This is a genomic window from Microbispora sp. CL1-1 (genome assembly GCF_012034195.1).
Taxonomy (GTDB): domain Bacteria; phylum Actinomycetota; class Actinomycetes; order Streptosporangiales; family Streptosporangiaceae; genus Microbispora.
Genome location: NZ_JAATEK010000004.1, coordinates 107297 through 123571 on the forward strand (window position 1 = coordinate 107297; position 16275 = coordinate 123571).

Genomic DNA, 16275 nt, shown 5'->3' on the forward strand with positions numbered 1-16275 from the left:
TGCCTCCCTTCAGGCCGTCGGAAGTCCGTTGGAGGGGGTCAGATGGTGGGGTCGTCGTAGCGCCGCTCCTCGTACACGTGGCGGCGGGTGGCGGTCGTGTCCACGGGGGCGGCAGCGGTGACAGTGGTCCTGCGGCGGACCGTCGTCAGGCGCCAGATGCCGAAGAGCAGCCCGGCCAGGCCGCCCACCATGAGGATCACCCCGATCACCTGGATGTCGAGGCCCGCGATGGTGAAGTCGACCGCCCAGGTGAGGATGGCCCCCAGCATGATGAGGATGATGCTTCCGGCGATGGTCATGGCTTTCCTCCTTCGCCTTCTGCTCTATCCCCTCCACGGATTCCAAACGTCGCATGCGGGTGCCCGCATAGGGCAGCATTGCGAGTTATGACCGATATCCCCATTGTGGTGATGGGACTCATGGGCGCCGGGAAGAGCACCGTCGCCCGGCTGCTCGCCGACGCGCTCGGCCGTCCCATGCGCGACAGCGACGCCGATCTGGAGGCCAGGTTCGGCACGACCGCCGCCGCGATGGCCGCCGGTGTGGGCGCGGACGAGCTGCACGCCCGAGAGGCGCTGGTGCTGCGGGAGGCGCTGGCGGACCGTCCCACTCCTGTCGTCGCGGCCGCCGCCAGCACGGTCGAGGACCCCGAGACGCGCCGTGCGCTGGCCTCCGCCTTCGTGGTCTTCCTCGACGGCCCGCCCGAGGTGCTGGCCGAGCGGATGAAGTCGAGCACCCACCGCCCGCACTTCAAGCCCGACCTCGTACGCATGCTGACCGAGCAGCGCGACCTGCGGCTGCCGTGGTTCCGGGAGGTCGCGGACGTGACGGTCGATCCCTCCACCCACAGGCCCGAGGAGATCGCGGCCACGGTGCTCGCGCGTCTCGACGGCGCGAAGACCCGCTGAAAAGAAGACCCGCTGAAAAGACGTACGGAAAACCCTGCTGAGGAGACCCGCAAAAAGCCCTGCGCCGACGACAGGACCGCCCGATCCCAGGGCGGGTCAGGTTGAGCGGATCCGCCGGACGGGCCGCGCGTGAGCCGGGCGGATCAGTGGGGGCACGTGGTTCGGGCCGGCGGGCGCGCCGGTTTGGGCGGGTCAGGTGGCCGGGCCGCGCGTGAGCCGGGCGGGTCAGGTGGCCGGGTCAGCCGACCGCGATGCGCATCTGGTGCGGGACGACGGGCAGCGGCGACGGGCTGCCGGACCCGGCGAGAAACCAGACGGTCTTGCCGCTCCGGCCCGAGCTGGCCACTCCCCAGTCGTCGGCGAGTTCGTCCACGATGAGCAGGCCACGGCCGCCGACCGAATCGATGTCCGCCTCGCGCTGGTGCGGCACGCCCTCGCCCTGGTCGAAGACCTCCCCGTACACCCAGGTGCCGTTGCTGCCGAGCCGCAGGGTGAAGACGTTCCCGCCGTGCCGTACGACGTTGGAGGCGAGTTCGCTGACGATGAGGCAGCAGTCGTCCACGAGCTCGTCCAGGCCCCACCGGCCGAGCTCGCGGCGGACGAGAGCACGTGCCTCGCCGACACTCGCTCCGATGGCGGGCAGGAGGCATTCCGCGGTCCAGACAGGGGCCGGGTCGACCGGCGCCGTACCGAAGGGGAGAGTCACGCGCGCCTCCTTAGGCTCATGGGAGCGCTCCCACGGCTCAAGATACGGCACGCAACGCAGTCATGTGAATTCAAAGAAACAAGATTGTTTCCGGTCAATGCCCGTTCCGTGATGCGCGGAAAGGAGGAAAGGCCATCGATCTTCTGTACGTTGCCGGGAGTGCGCACGTCAGCGGCACCCCATCCGGCATGCCCCGCCCGCCACCGTGACCACGGAACGTGCCCACACCACCGGCTTCACCATGAAAATAGCTGAAATACGAGCATCCGTGACTCGCGATGCACACAGACCGAATCATCTCGCATGTCCACTGTGCGACATAAGACCCAATTCGTCCGGCCTGCCGCTCACCCGAGCGCGGTGATCCCCCAGCGGTGGGCGACCCGTTCCCCGGGGGCCAGGCGCACCAGGCACTCGCCGGTCGCGAAGGCGTTCGGCGGGCAGCTCATCGGCTCGACCGCCACTCCGGCCCGCCGGTACGGCTCGGCCAGCGTGTCCCCCGTGAAGACCTGGAGCCACTCGACGCCGGACGCGGCCCACAGCTCCACGCCCCGGGATCCGCCGGACGTCCGGAGCCGGGCCCGCACCAGCCCGTCGCCGTCCCGCCGCAGGGACGTGTACGGGGTGTCGAGCACCGTGCCGCCGATGCGGCGTCCCGCGCGGAAGTCGTACTCCGTGCCCTCGACCGGGCGACGGCCGGTAGGGATCTGCTGCTCGTCAACCGGAGTCCACTCGGCCGCGGGCAGCTCCAGCACGGCGTCGTCCACCGTCTCCTCGCCGAGGGTGAGGTAGGGGTGCGCGCCCATGCCGTACGGCGCGACGCCCTCCCCCACGTTGACGGCCGCCACCTCGACCTCCAGGCCCGCCTCCCCCAGGGCGTACGACGCGGTCAGGTCGAGCACGTGCGGATAGCCGAGCTGGGGGAACAGCCGCAGCCCGAGCCGGATCGAGGCGTCGTCCCGGTCGAGGACCGTCCAGGGCATCAGGCGGGCGAAGCCGTGCGCGGCGTTGCCGGTCCTGGGCTCGGTGATCGCGAGCTGCCTGGTCTCGCCGTCGAAGTCGTATCTGCCGTCGCGCACCCGGTTGGGCCAGGGCAGCAGCAACTGTCCGGCGGCGCCCACCGGCTGCGCGTCCGCGGGGAACGACATGATCAGCGGCCGCTCGTTGTACGTCAGGGCGCGCAGGCCCCCGCCCACTTCGGTGACGGTCGCCGCGTATCCGTGCGCCGCGATCGTGTGCTGCGTGCCGGTCGGGGAAACGGCTTCGCGAACCGCTGATTCTGTCATGAGAGGGATTTTCCCATCCGGCCCATGACGCCCGCAGGGGACCCTGTGGAGAGCCTCGGGGCCGAGACCCGGCGGACTCTCGGGTCGTGAGCCCGGCAGCGGACCGGGCCCACGTCCTGGGCGTCACGTGGAGAGCGTCTTGCCCGCAAGGCCCTCCTGCGCGGTGAGCAAGGCGCGCAACTCCTCCGCGCTTTCGCCGCATGCGGTCATGATCAGGCCCCGGTCCATCTCGATCCGGGACAGCGACCTGGTCAGCCGGGTCGCGTACCAGCGGCCGGCGTCGCTCCTCCAGATCGACCAGCGGCCGGCGTACTCGCTGCTCAGTTGTCTCCAGGCAGCGTCCTCGGCTGAGAACCGCACTCGTCACCACCTCCAGGCTCTGTGCCGGGAGACAACGGTGTGCTCATCCGGACACGATTGGTAGTGAGAAGCGGTCTCCCCCCTCCGGCCGCACCGCCACACCGGCCCCGACGAAGATCTCCCGCCGGTTGCGGTGACTTCACCACGACTTGATCCCCGTTCCTCCCGTACCACCTGTCTCATGCCGGGTCGCGGGAACGACGCTGGTATGCGCGGGGCACGAGTGTCCGGGCGCGAGCAGGCGCGGCGGGGTGTCGTGTGGCAAATGTCGCCTCTCGGGTCATGCCGGATATGGTTTTACTACCTTGCCGGACAGAGAGTCAGGGGAGAGATTCGAGAGGGCCGACATCGAAAACGAAGGGAAGGTCACTTATGCCCGGACTCCCGCGGCTGCCGTTCGAGCGGCCGGACGTCCTGGGGATATCCCCCGGCTTCGGCGAACTGCGAGCCAGAGCGCCGATCGCCAAGGTCACGACCGCCATGGGCGACGAGGCATGGCTGATCACGGGCTACGAGGAGATTCGGCAGGTGTTCGCCGACGACAGGTTCGGCCGCTCCCACCCCACCCCCGAGACCGCGGCCCGCCTGTCGAACAACGCCCTCCTCGGCGGCCCGACCGGCCAGTACGCCACGGAGCGGTCGGTCCACAAGCAGATGCGGCGCCTGCTCACCCCCGCGTTCTCGGCCCGCCGCATGCGGATGTTGTCGGACCGGATCGGGTCGCTGGTCGGGGCGCTGCTCGACGGGCTCGACGAGCAGGGCCCGCCGGCGGACCTGCACGCCGGTCTGTCGCTCCCGCTGCCGATCCAGGTGATCTGCGAGCTCCTCGGCGTGCCGTACGAGGACAGGACCAGGTTCCGGGCCATGGCCGAGGCGATGACCGACCTGACCGATCCCGAACGGTCCGCCACCGCCCAGATGGAGATGAACACCTTCACCTACGAGATCGTGAAGGCGAAGCGGGACAACCCGGGCGAGGACGTCTACTCCGACCTGGCGGAGGCCTCGCTGCCGGAGGACGACGTGGCGAGGATCGCGGGTGGCCTGCTGTTCGCCGGTCACGAGACCACGGTCAACCAGATCGACTACGGCGTGCTGCTGTTCCTGCGCAACCCCGCCCAGCGTGACGCGCTGCTGCACGACCCCTCCCTCGTGGACGGCGCCGTCGAGGAGATCATGCGGGTGGCCTCGCCGAGCGAACACGGGCTGGTGCGTTACGCGCACGAGGACGTCGAGGTCGCGGGGGTGCGGATCCGCGCGGGTGAGCTCGTCATGCTGTCCACCCCGGCGGCCAACAGGGACGAGCGCGTCTACCCCGACCCCGACACCTTCGACATCCGGCGGCGCGATCCCCAGCCGCACGTCGGGTTCGGCCACGGGCCGCACCACTGCCTCGGGGCGTCCCTGGCCCGGGTCGAACTGCGCGCGGTCTTCGGCTCACTCTTCACGCGCTTCCCCGCGCTGGCGCTCGCGGTGCCGTACGAGGAGCTGAAGGCGCACACCGACAGGCTGGCCGGAGGGCTCCAGGCGCTGCCCGTCACCTGGTGAACGTCAGGAGGTGACAGCGGTCCGCCTCCCCGGCCGGTCGACGTGGAACGGGATGCTCGTGTCCCCGTCTCGCGCCCGGCCCCGGTATCGGGCGAAGCCCGATGAACCGGAAGACGGCCGCGCGCAGCCGGGGGCGCGGGCGAAGCCCCGTGAGCCGGACGACGGCCGCGCGCGGCCGGGGGCGCGGGTAACCGCACGTCGACAGCGACGGCGAGCAGGGCCGGGCCGCCCATCAAGCGGGCTCGGCCACGCGCCCAGCGGTTCGGCGCCGGCTTCCGTGCCGGCTTCCGTGTCGACTCCAGTGTCAGCGTCGCTGGCGGCGTCGGCTTCAGCTCCGATTTCCGTGCAAGGGTTCGGTGCCGGCTCCAGCGTCGGTTTCGCCGCCGGTTTCGGTGTCGGCTGCCAGCCGGTACGCGCGATCGCGCAGCCGCAGCACCACCGTCGCCAGCAGCGCCGCGACCAGCGAGCCGGTCAGGACCGCCAGCTTCACCTGGGCGTCGCGGGCCGTGCCGAGGCCGAACGCCAGCTCGCCGATGAGCAGGGCCACCGTGAACCCGATGCCGGACAGGATCGCCAGCCCGCCGACGTCCACCCACGCCAGCCCCTCGTTGATGTCCGCACGGGTGAAGCGGGCGGTCAGCCAGGTGGCCGCCATGATCCCCAGCGGCTTGCCCACGACGAGCCCGACGACGACGCCCAACGACACCGGGTCGGCGAGCAGGTTCGTCACACCGTCCAGCCCTCCGAGCGGCACCCCCGCGGACAGGAACGCGAACAGCGGCACGGCCACCCCGGCCGAGATCGGGCGGAACCGGTGCTCGAAGTGCTCGGCGAGCCCAGGCCCCGCCTCCGGACCACCCGCCTTCTCACTGCGCAGGACCGGGACGGCGAAGCCGAGCAGCACCCCGGCCACCGTCGCGTGCACACCCGAGGCGTGGACCAGTCCCCAGGTCAGCGTGGCCAGCGGGAGCAGCAGCCACCACGAGCGCACCCGCCGCTGCACCAGCACGGCGAAGACACCCAGCGGCACCAGCGCCGCCAGGAGCGGCAGCACCGACAGATGCGACGTGTAGAACACCGCGATGATCACAATGGCCAGCAGGTCGTCCACGACGGCCAGCGTGAGCAGGAACGTGCGCAGCGTGGCGGGCAGCCGCCGCCCCACCACGGCGAGCACCGCCAGTGCGAACGCGATGTCGGTGGCCGTCGGAGTCGCCCACCCCCGCGCCTCGCCGTCCATGAGGGAGTTGACCAGCAGATAGAGCAGCGCCGGGACGATCACACCACCGACGGCCGCCGCGACGGGAACGACGGCCCGACGAGGATCGCGCAGGTCCCCGGCCACGAACTCGCGCTTGAGTTCCAGGCCGGCGACGAAGAAGAAGATCGCCAGCAGCCCGTCCGAGGCCCACTTGGCGAGGCTGAGGTCCAAATGCCATGCGGCCGGCCCGATCGTCGCCGAGCGCAGCCCCTCGTACGCCTCCGACCAGGGCGAGTTGGCGCAGACGAGCGCCGCGACGGCGGCGATCAGGAGCAGTGCGCCGCCGATCGTCTCCTTGCGCAGGATGTCGGCGATGCGACGGGTCTCAGCCCGGGAAGCGGGACCAAGGACAGACAGGCGGCGGGTCGGGGCCATGACGCTCCGTTTCCGGGTTCGATTCGACGACCGCCGACCAGACTTCCCGGCACCCCACACCCATCCTACGAGCGCATCGGACCGAGTCATCAGCCGCGCCATTAGCGCGCACCCCTGCTGCGGCTTCCGTCCCTGGCCCTAAGCCGTCCCAGGTATTCTTCTCGGCCGTTCCCACAGATCTCCTCGGCCGTTCCCACAGATCTCCTCGGTCGTCCCACGGGTTCGCCCTCGGTGAGCGCCTGCTCATCGGTGCCGGAGACGAAGGTTCTCGATCTACGCCTTGTTTCTACCGGCCGCTCCGTGTCCGGCCACTCCCTGTCCAAGCCCTCTCGGTGTCCGGCCACTCCCCGTCCAAGCCCTCTCCTCCCTATCCGTATCCGCCCTCCGTGTCTGCCCCCTCCAACTCCAGGCCCTCTCTGTGTCCGGCCCTCTCTGTGTCCGGCCCTCCATGTCCAGGACCTCCGTGTCCGGCCACTCCCCGTCCAAGCCTTCTCCGCCCTCTCTGTGTCCGACCTTTCCTGTCAGGCGCGGGAGGCGTCAGAAGGGTGGTTCGTCACGTTCGCCTCCGAGCAGCGATCCGTACGCCCCGGCCTTGGGAGCGGGCGTCCCCGTCCCGCCGGCCGGCTTCGGCGGCGTGGCTGCTCCCGTCTCCCGCTGGGGAGACTCCTGCGGAAGTGGCGGCTCGGTGGCCGGGGCCATGGTGGGGGTCTCGGGGAGGTCGTCGAGGTACCGGTAGGACGTCGGGCTGGGCTGACTGCGGGGATGCGGACTACAGGCGGGGATGATGATCTTCGGAAGAGGACTCGGGTACCGGTGCCCCAGCGGGCTGGTCCAGACGACCATGTGAGGGCCCGCAGTGCTGACGCGCCAGCCGCCGTGGTGCCGGGCGCGATGGTCGTGGCGGCAGGCCAGGTGCAGGTTCTCCGCGTTCGTAGGCCCCTGCTCCGCCCACGGGAGGATGTGGTCCTGGTCGGTTCGGGTGGCAGGCGTGCGGCAGCCGGGCCAGGAGCAGACCCGGCCCCGTATCTGCACATAGCGTCGTAAGGCCGCTCCGGCTTGACGCCGGCGCTCCGAATCGGCCCCGCCGCCCGCCGTCCCCTCGGCTCGCCTGTCCGCCATACCGTTCATGTGCCGGCCCGCGGTGACCCCCTCGCCAGTGGCCAGGAGGGAGGCGGCGTGGGCGGACAACTCGGCGACCACCGGCGCCCACGCTCCGAGGACGCGGGCGGGCCGGGCGGCCAGCATCCGCAGGTGACTGAGGGTGATCTGTAGTTCGACGAGGCCGCCACGCCGCCGGTCACGGGCGGGGCGGTTCCGGCCCGGGGCGTGAGGACGGGCCCGGACGAGCCCGGTCAACGCCAGGTGGCCGTTGTCGTAGCAGATGGCGTACCGCCACTGCCCACCGAGCATGCCCTCGACGATGCACCGGGCCAAACCAGGGTGGACGACTCCCCAGCCGGGCAGATGGGCGGGATGCTCATCCAGGCTGAGCAGCGTGGTGAGCTCCAGCCGGATCTCCCGCACCGTCCACCCTCCGGTGCCCATCCGGACATCGGCATCCCCCTGTACCTGAGCGTGGGCATGCTGGAGCCCCACCCGGTCGGCCCCAGCTTCACCGGGCGCTGGCCTGGCAGGTCCAGCTTCATCGGGCGTCGGCCTGTCGGGTCCAACCTTGTCGGGTGCTGACCTGCAGGGCCCGGCCCTACCAGTCCCAGCTTGACCCGGCCCTGACCCGTTGGGCCCCACCTTGTCGGGCACGAGCGTGTCGGGCACGAGCGTGTCGGGTGCTGACCTGTCCAGCTCAGCTTGGTCGGGCACGAGCGCGTCGAGCTCAGCCTCGTCGGGCACGAGCGTGTCGAACGCCGGCCCGTCGGGCGCTGGCTTGCCGGGCGCTGACCTGTCCAGCTCAGCCTTGTCAGGCCCAACCTTGTCGAGTGCTGACCTGTCCAGCTCAACTTGGTCGGGCACGAGCGTGTCGAGCTCAGCCTCGTCGGGCACGAGCGCGTCGAACGCCGGCCCGTCGGGCGCTGGCTTGCCGGGCACTCGCTTGTCGGATTCGGCCTCACCTTGCCCGGTTTCATGATCGGGCGTACAAGGCGCTGTTTCCTCCGACCCTGCCGAGTGCGGCTCCATGGAGTGCGAGCCGCTCGCGGACGACAGTCCGCCGGGCCCATTCCCCGGGTGGCTACACGGCTCCGTGTCTTGGTCTCGCTCGGCCGCGCCGCTATCGGCCTCGGCCGAACCGTCAGCACCATTAGCACCACCACCATCAGCGCCGCCTGTGCTGTCGGCACCGCCGGTGCCGCCGGCGCCGTCCGCGCCGCTGGCCCCGCTGATGCGACGGCCATCCCGCTGATCGAGGTCAGCGTCAGGACGCATGCCATCACCGGGGTGGTCAAGGTCGTCACCGCTGCTCCTGGTGCCCCCGTTACCCCTGGTGCCCTCGCTGCTACCGGCCCCGTCATGGCCATCGACGTGGTTGTCATCGCCAGGAAGGTCGGGATCAGCACCCGGGCGCACTCCGCCACCGTCTCCGGGGCGGTCAGGGCCGTCACCGCCGCCATCGCTGCCGCGCTCGCCGCTGTTGTCACCACCGGAGCCGTTGTCGTCATCGCCTTCCCGGGAGGGAAGGGTGTCGTGGAAGGGATGGCAGAGGACATGGGTGACGATCTCCTCATCCGACATCCCCTCGAACGTGCCGTCCAGGCTTCCGAGGAAGAGGTCCACCCGGATGTGATCGATCGGACGGCGGTCACCGGCCCGCTTGCACGCTCGGGCCAATTCGTCGATTCGGTCGCACCCGGCCGCCGCCCGGTCCAGCGGCAGGTCCAGCCCGGACACGGTCGCGGTGCCGTCCTCGTTGCGGGTCCCCACCACTCGGCGGCGGCGTACCGCCTCGGTGTACCGGCGTTCGGCCCAGGCGGGGTCGATCGCCAACGCAAGGCGCTGGATCCGCTCGATCAACTCTCCCACCGTCCAGGACGACGCCTGGGGCACCAGCTGGTCGCATACCAGAGCGGCCTGCTCGTCGGTCAACCCGACGGTCCAGCGGACGAACGCCACCGCGCGGGGTTCGTCGAGGGTCCCGGCCAGCATCGCCTCGCCCAGGATCGGCAACCGCCGATGAATGTTCCAAGCAAGCTCGAAGGTTGAATCGGCGCGGCGGCGTGACCACACCAGCGCCGCCCGCGCCTCATCCGGGCCGAACTCATCCGGCACCTCCAGCCTCACCACGTCGTCGCCCGAGAACGAGTCCCGCAGTCCCACCTCCAGCAAGGCCCGCAAGAACCACGCCCGGTCATGGCAGACCTGCCGGTAGGCCGCCTTGAGCACCTCCACCGTGTCGAACCCGGACACACGCTCCACGTTCACCTCGGCGAGCAGCCCGGCCAGCTCGGCACCCGGAGGTGTCATCGTGAGCCCGTCCGGTATCGGAATCGCAGCTCGCCTCGGCGCGAACGAGCCGACCCCGCTCACCCCGTGAGAAGAGGAGGAACGGGCACGATCAGAAGCAGACGGCACACGCGGCGACGAGGGCGCACCAGGCATCCGAGCCGCGGACGGCATGGACTGCCCAGGCCGTCCCTGAGTCCTGGATGACGCGGAGTGCGCCCGGAACAAGGCGGACGCGGACGGGCCTGGCATTGCCGGGAACCTCCTTCGCAGGCCGGAGACGAAAGCACTATGGGCTCCCGGTCGCCCGGACCGGGACTTACTCACACAGACTCGGCTACTTCATCAACCGGCACAGAGGCCACAGACCAGAACGCCAACCAAGCTCATCCGTAACAACTACTTCAGAGATTAACCGAACACGCTCTCGAAAACAAGCCTGACCAGCGCAAATGTGGAGTCACAACCTAACGCGCTGCCTCCAGAATCGTGAGAGCGGAGCACTGGCTGCGTACAGGTCGCCCCCGGCGGCGTGCCACTCGGCGGCACAGGTCGTGCACTATGGCGAGCGACTCGGCGGCACAGGTCGTGCGCTACCGCGAGCGACTCGGCGACCGGCATGTACAACCGGCGGGCATGCTGGGGCACCGACGCCCACACCGGCAGCGCCACCGAGAACGACACCGGACAGCAGGCGGCCGGCAACGGGCAGCGCTGGCACCCTGGCAGCGGGACAGTACAAACAACGGCTCTGTCCCGTAATCATTCGCGCTGGGCAGGCCCCTGGCAGCGGCGGACAGGCGGCTCCGGCCGGGCTTTTCAGCACGACGTTCGCCTTGGACGGCCCGGGCGAGCCCCGAAATTGCCCATCTCGGGCTGGCGAACGGGAGGCTGGGGCGCAGAGCACCACAGAAGACCGGGGGAAGATGCCGCAGAGATGAAGAAAGCCCAGATCGGCTGTGCCGACCTGGGCTTTCATCTGGTGCGCCGCCAGGGACTCGAACCCCGGACCCGCTGATTAAGAGTCAGCTGCTCTAACCAACTGAGCTAGCGGCGCCCGCGATGTCCGTAACCTTAGCAGTCCCGCGAAGGTCGCGCACATCGCTCGAACGATGATCGGGATGTCGTGGCTCAGCTTCGCCAGGCGCCACTGGAGAAGGGCACCGGCTCGCCGCGCAGACCCGGCCCGTCGCCCCACTTGGTGACGACGTACTGGATCGGGATGTGACCCTGGTCGCCGCTGATGGTCAGCGTGTCCTGGTTCCAGGTGGTGCCGGTGAGCTCGGCGAAGGTCTTGCCGTCGATGTCGAGCATGACGCCGCTGTCCGACGGAACGCCCGGGCCCCGGTCGCCGATGAAGAACTTGGCCATCTTGCCCTTGTAGAAGATGTAGCCCTCGGTGCCGAGCGGCCAGCTCGGGCTGGCGAACAACCCCTGCTGCATGGGCTTGCCAATGGCCGGCAGACCGGTGTCGCCCTGGCGACCCGAGCAGTCGTCCCAGAAGTAGGAGCCGGTGGTGCTGCCCTGGAGCAGGACCTCTTCGTTCGCCGGGATGGCGAGGGCGAGGGAGGGCTGGCCCGCCGGCAGGGCGGCGGTCACGTTCGCGGCCTCCTTGACCGGCTGCTCGACGGGCGCGGGCACGGCGGCCACAAGGGACGCGGTGACGGCCACCGCACCGACGAGCGTCGCCGCGGTGGTGAGGCGTCGGTTGCCCGGCAGGTCAAACAGAGTCTTCATCAGGGCTGGGGATCTTTCGTGAGACGACAGAAAATGGCCATGCGTCATCTAGGGACCTGCATGCGGCAGACCGCGAAGACGGGCCACGTGTCCGGGCAAGAGAAGTCGATCACCCGGAGGCGTGTGCGCTGAAGCTATGGCGATCGGCCGGAAGGCCGTCGTGAGTCAGACGTGTGATCCGAGATGCCTTGGCTCGGAGGTCGGTGTGGGATCACCCACGGTGATCTCCTCTCCAAGTCCAATCCAGCCACCGGTCGGCGGCAAATAGGACACTACAGGACGAGTCAGGACAGAGCAAAGCATGAGTCGCATAGCGCCCAGAAGATCTACCTCTGACCCCGTTTACCCCAAGAGCGTCTACGGCTCGCCGCCCCACCTTTGTGATGTTGACGGTGCGTAACGAAGGTGCGCCATCCGCGCACGGCAAAGCGCGGGGGCCGTACGGCAAGAGACCACAAAGAAAATCACCAGGGACGGCGCGGTAGAGCAACCCACCTCAAAAGCGGAACCGCCGAGCGAGGTGAAGACCGCCGGTTTACCAAAGCAAAGGCTGTTTGCCAGGGACGACCAGGACGAGGCCCGGCGCCCTGACCGCTGCGGTGTCCATCAGTGTCCGCAACGTTCACCGGCGTGGAGAGAGCGGAGCGGAAGGGAACAAGGACCGCAGCGAAGGTCCAGCCGAGGGACTTCACCAGGGAGGGCCGGAGGTTCCTTACGGCGCAGTGGCCCACCCGGCCAAGGACACCCTACGAGCGAGGGACGGCAAAGACGACTCCGGACTCGGTGAGCAGCACGATGCCGGGATGGTCCGGCACCTGCGCGGTGTACCGCTGGACCGGGACGAGGCCCGCTGTCCAGCCTGTACGGCTCACGACCCGGCTGGCGCGCTATCCATTGACGTTCCTGCCCCACACGCGAGGGACGGCAAGGGGGTCCGGACTCGCCCAGCGCGGCCGGGCCAAAGGCCCGCTCGCGGCGACGCGACAACGATGGCGGGAGGGCGGGACGGCGACGGCGGGAGGGAGTGGCAAGGGAACGGCCAAAGCCACGGCAGCAACGGCGACGGCGGCAAGGGGACCGCGGGACGACGGCCACGGCGGGGGCAAGGGGAGGGAGGGATGGCAAGGGGGATGGTGGGAGGGCGGCAACGGCGACGACGGCAAAGGGACGGCGACGGCGGGAGGGAGTGGCAAGGGGACGGCCACGTCCATGGCGCGAGGGCGGGTGGGAGTGGCAAGGGGACGGCCACGTCCACAGCGGCGATGGCCGGCGAGGGGACGGACGGGAGGAGAACGGGTAGAGAACACTGGAAATGCCGGAGCCGGGCAGTCCCCCAACTGCCCGGCTCCGGATTAAAGCGGTTCCGCCAGGAATGCCCTCCCCAAAGGCACCGGCGGGTCCCCCGCTTTCCGGACACGGTTCCCCCATCCGCGTCCTTTATCGAGAAAGTCTGTCGTCCTCTCCCTGAGGACTTGCTTCAACACTACAAGGGGCCCTGTCATGAACTCGTCATAGGCAGGTTGATTTCCGGCCTACATCCGGGCAGGCCTTGGCCGCCCGTGCTACCTCCCGAGGTCCAGTTTGACCTCGGTGCCTTTCTGCAGCGACCGGCTCACCGTGCAGTGGCGCTCGTGGACCCGCCGGGCGACGGCCTCGAAGACCTCGCCGGAGTCCCCCGGGGGCAGCTCCACGTCGTACGTCACGGTGACCGAGCGCAGCAGCGTCGGGCTCTCCTTCTCGGCGGAGACCTCGACGGCCAGCCGTACGAGCCGGTGGCCGCGCTTGGCGGTGAGCGGCTCGACGGTCATGATGTTGCACCCGCCGACGGCGGCCAGCAGCAGCTCCACCGGGCTGAACAGGCCGTCACCGGAGCCCATCGTGATCTCGGCGCCGCGCTCGTTGCGGGCGACGAACCCGTTGTCGGTCCGCTCGACGCGTACAGAGCCCATGACCTCACCCTACTGGCAGCGCCAGCCGTACGAGCGTCCCGCCGCCGGGGGCGGCACTGGCCGACACGCTGCCGCCGTGGCTGTCCACGACCTGGCCCACGATGGCCAGGCCCAGCCCCGATCCGGGCAGCGCCCGCGCGGAGGGCGCGCGGTAGAAGCGGTCGAAGATGTGCGGCAGGTCATCCGGGGAGATGCCGGGGCCGTGGTCGCGCACCGTCAGCACGCCGCCCCGCAGCGACACCTCGACCAGGCCGCCGGACGGGCTGTACTTGGCCGCGTTGTCGAGCAGGTTGGCGACGGCCCGGGCGAGCCGGTCGGGCACGCCCCGCACCACCGTCGGCTCCGCCGAGACCGAGTATGCGGTCGACGGCCAGTGCCTGGCCGCCCTGGCGACCTCCCGCTCCACGAGCTCGTCGAGGCGGACGTTCTCCACGAGTACGGCGGGCTCCTCGTCGCGGGCCAGCTCGACCACGTTGGAGACGAGCGCCGTGAGCTCCTCCAGGCCGCTCATCACGGCCCGGCTCACCTCGTCGTGTACCTCCTGCGGCAGGTCGCCTCTCATCAGCAGCTCGATGTTGGTCCGCAGCGCGGTGAGCGGGGTGCGCAGCTCGTGGGAGGCGTCGGCGACGAGGCGCTTCTGCGACTTCGCGGAGCGTTCCAGGGCGTCGAGCATGGTGTTGAAGCTGCGGGCGAGGCTGCTGAGCTCGTCGTCCCCCGTCACGTCGATCCTGGTGGTCAGGTCGCGGGTGGTCGCCACCCGTCCCGCCGCGTCCTTGAGCGCGTTGACCGGACGCAGTGCCGCGCGGGCGGCCAGCCAGCCGAGCGCCCCCGACAGCACCAGGCCGCCGAGTGCCACGGCGAAGAACGGCCAGCCCAGGTCGTCCACGTCGGCGAGGGCGGCAAGCACGCCGTTGGGAGGCGGGTCGCCGTAGCCTCCGTAGCTCTCGTACGTCCCGTAATGGTCGATCGCCCAGTCGACCCGGCGGCAGGTGATGACGTAGGCGGCCACGATCACGACGATCACGCTCACCGCGCCGGCCAGCGCGGAGGCCATCGCGAGCCGCCAGCCAAGCTTCATGGAGCCTCCCCGGCGGCGGGCTCCCTGAGCGCGTACCCGAGGCCGTGGACGGTGTGGATCAGCCGCGGCTCGCCCCCCGCCTCGGTCTTCTTACGCAGGTAACCGATGTAGACCTCCAGCGGGTTGGACCCGGGCCGGAAGTTGTAGCCCCAGATGCGTTCGAGGATGAGCTGCCGGGTCAGCACCTGGCCGCCGTTGCGGATCAGGAGGTCGAGCAGGGCATATTCGGTCCTGGTCAGGTCGATGAGCCGCCGGCCGCGGCGGGCCTGCCTGCTGTCGGGCAGCAGGACCAGGTCGGCGAACCCGGCCTCCGGGGGTGGTGCGGTGCGGCGCAGCAGGGCGCGCACCCGGGCGAACAGCTCCTCCAGCGCGAACGGCTTCACCAGGTAGTCGTCGGCGCCCGCGTCGAGACCGGCCACCTTGTCGCCGATGCCGTCCAGGGCCGTCAGCATGAGGACGGGCAGCCGGTTGCCGTCGCCGCGGAGGGCGCGGCAGACCTCGATGCCGTTCATGCCCGGCATGAGCACGTCGAGCACCACGAGGTCGGGCGCCGCTCCGTCGATGGCGTCGAGGGCGCCCATACCGTCCCCGGCGGTCGCCACGCCGTACCCCTCCACGCGCAGCGCTCGCGCGATCGCGTCACGGACCTCGGGTTCGTCATCGACGACCAGCACCTGTGTCTTGACCACGCCATCATTGTGACGTGCGGAGATGAGAAGTTGCTTAGCGTTTGTCCTGATACTCAGGCGTCGGGGTGTTTGGACAGATACTCGACGTACACCGGCCGGAGCGCGTCGCCGAGCTCGCCCTCACCCGCCCCGATCGCGTCGCTGAGCAACGCCGAGACTCTGCTGAGGTCGTTCGCGGTCTCGTCACTGTTGCCGCTGGCGGCCTCGGCCGCCGGGATGACCTTCAGCAGATCCCACAGGAATCCCAGGTCGCCGTGCCGTACGGCGTAGCGCACGGCACGGTCGTGAAGCTCCTTCGCGGGGAGCGACTCGAGCTCTTCCACGTCCATCCGACCTCACCCCCAACTCGTCGGTTTCCCCCAGGTTTGCCGCTCATACCCCCGAAGTGGAAGAAAGACCGCCAAACCCGGACAGGCTTTTTGCCACCTCCCGGCATCGGCGCAGCTCCTTCCCGCCATCGGCGCGGATCGCCCATTCCGGCCACACGTGAACCGCGCACTCTTTGCCGCGCCGTGGAAGGATTCTTGAGGTGAAGGTCCTACTCAAGATCATCGTGGTGGCCGCGGCCCTGTGGGCGTCCACCAAGCTGGTGGACGGCATCACCGTCAGCGCCGGCTCCACCGCCAAGCAGATCGGCACCCTCCTCGCGGTCGCGCTGATCTTCGGCCTCGTCAACGCCGTCATCAAGCCGATCATCAAGACGATCGGCTGCGCGTTCTACGTGCTCACGCTCGGCCTGTTCGCCCTGGTGGTGAACGCCGCCCTGCTGCTGCTCACGAGCTGGCTCGCCGAGCAGCTCCACCTCCCCTTCAATGTCGACGGGTTCCTGGCCGCCTTCTGGGGCGCCATCGTCGTCGGCGTGATCAGTTGGGTCCTCAACATGATCCTCGGCGACGACTGACCAGCTCAGGGGCGGGTGCGTCACCCGCCCCTGGGTCACATCCATGCGCAAAGCATGTATTCTGAGTAGGGAATTGGTACTTCC

At 69.7% G+C, this 16275-nt stretch carries 14 protein-coding genes and 1 tRNA gene; 3 read left to right on the forward strand and 12 right to left on the reverse strand.

The genetic code is table 11. The annotated features are described in order from the left end of the window. Nucleotides 1-38: 38 nt before the first annotated feature. Entirely contained in the window at nt 39-299 is a 261-nt protein-coding gene (locus HCK04_RS06535; protein WP_142645975.1) for a DUF6458 family protein, read from the reverse strand. Nucleotides 300-386: 87 nt separating this feature from the next. Here HCK04_RS06535 and HCK04_RS06540 point away from each other — a divergent pair, with 87 nt between their 5' ends. Continuing rightward, entirely contained in the window at nt 387-908 is a 522-nt protein-coding gene (locus tag HCK04_RS06540) for a shikimate kinase (protein ID WP_205829933.1), read from the forward strand. A gap of 238 nt (nt 909-1146) precedes the next feature. Here HCK04_RS06540 and HCK04_RS06545 read toward each other — a convergent pair whose 3' ends face one another. From HCK04_RS06545 to HCK04_RS06555, 3 genes are all read right to left on the reverse strand, one after another. Further along, nucleotides 1147-1614 (reverse strand): ATP-binding protein, encoded by a 468-nt coding sequence (locus HCK04_RS06545; protein ID WP_168065700.1) that lies wholly within the window; start codon nt 1612-1614, stop codon nt 1147-1149. 347 nt (nt 1615-1961) lie between these two features. Next, nucleotides 1962-2900 (reverse strand): aldose 1-epimerase family protein, encoded by a 939-nt coding sequence (locus HCK04_RS06550; RefSeq protein ID WP_142645977.1) that lies wholly within the window; start codon nt 2898-2900, stop codon nt 1962-1964. Between the two features lie 123 nt (nt 2901-3023). After that, nucleotides 3024-3260: a hypothetical protein gene (locus tag HCK04_RS06555; protein WP_142645978.1), complete on the reverse strand. Its 237-nt coding sequence runs from the start codon at nt 3258-3260 to the stop codon at nt 3024-3026. 372 nt (nt 3261-3632) lie between these two features. Here HCK04_RS06555 and HCK04_RS06560 point away from each other — a divergent pair, with 372 nt between their 5' ends. Beyond that, on the forward strand, nt 3633-4808 hold the full coding sequence (locus tag HCK04_RS06560; protein WP_142645979.1) for a cytochrome P450: 1176 nt from the start codon (nt 3633-3635) through the stop codon (nt 4806-4808). A gap of 328 nt (nt 4809-5136) precedes the next feature. Here the strand turns inward: HCK04_RS06560 and nhaA are convergent, their stop codons facing one another. The 8 genes from nhaA to HCK04_RS06600 form a co-directional block, all read right to left on the reverse strand. After that, nucleotides 5137-6444 carry a Na+/H+ antiporter NhaA gene (gene nhaA / locus HCK04_RS06565; protein WP_142645980.1) on the reverse strand — a complete coding sequence of 436 codons (1308 nt, stop codon included), beginning with the start codon at nt 6442-6444 and terminating at the stop codon, nt 5137-5139. Between the two features lie 537 nt (nt 6445-6981). Continuing rightward, entirely contained in the window at nt 6982-9858 is a 2877-nt protein-coding gene (locus HCK04_RS06570) for an HNH endonuclease signature motif containing protein (protein ID WP_168065702.1), read from the reverse strand. A 959-nt stretch (nt 9859-10817) separates the two neighbouring features. Next, nucleotides 10818-10894 (reverse strand) — tRNA-Lys (locus HCK04_RS06575). A 74-nt stretch (nt 10895-10968) separates the two neighbouring features. After that, nucleotides 10969-11574 carry a hypothetical protein gene (locus HCK04_RS06580; RefSeq protein WP_142645982.1) on the reverse strand — a complete coding sequence of 202 codons (606 nt, stop codon included), beginning with the start codon at nt 11572-11574 and terminating at the stop codon, nt 10969-10971. A 1562-nt stretch (nt 11575-13136) separates the two neighbouring features. Beyond that, nucleotides 13137-13523 carry an OsmC family protein gene (locus HCK04_RS06585; protein ID WP_142645983.1) on the reverse strand — a complete coding sequence of 129 codons (387 nt, stop codon included), beginning with the start codon at nt 13521-13523 and terminating at the stop codon, nt 13137-13139. Between the two features lie 4 nt (nt 13524-13527). After that, on the reverse strand, nt 13528-14601 hold the full coding sequence (locus HCK04_RS06590; protein ID WP_142645984.1) for a HAMP domain-containing sensor histidine kinase: 1074 nt from the start codon (nt 14599-14601) through the stop codon (nt 13528-13530). Next, nucleotides 14598-15290, reverse strand: coding sequence for a response regulator transcription factor (locus HCK04_RS06595; RefSeq protein WP_142645985.1), 693 nt, complete (start codon nt 15288-15290; stop codon nt 14598-14600). The genes HCK04_RS06590 and HCK04_RS06595 overlap by 4 nt, the downstream gene beginning before the upstream one ends. Before the next feature lie 53 nt (nt 15291-15343). Continuing rightward, nucleotides 15344-15619, reverse strand: coding sequence for a hypothetical protein (locus HCK04_RS06600; RefSeq protein ID WP_030505988.1), 276 nt, complete (start codon nt 15617-15619; stop codon nt 15344-15346). A gap of 200 nt (nt 15620-15819) precedes the next feature. On the opposite strand from HCK04_RS06600, the gene HCK04_RS06605 reads away from it, so the two are divergent. Further along, on the forward strand, nt 15820-16191 hold the full coding sequence (locus HCK04_RS06605) for a phage holin family protein (RefSeq protein WP_142645986.1): 372 nt from the start codon (nt 15820-15822) through the stop codon (nt 16189-16191). The last annotated feature ends 84 nt before the right edge of the window (nt 16192-16275 follow it).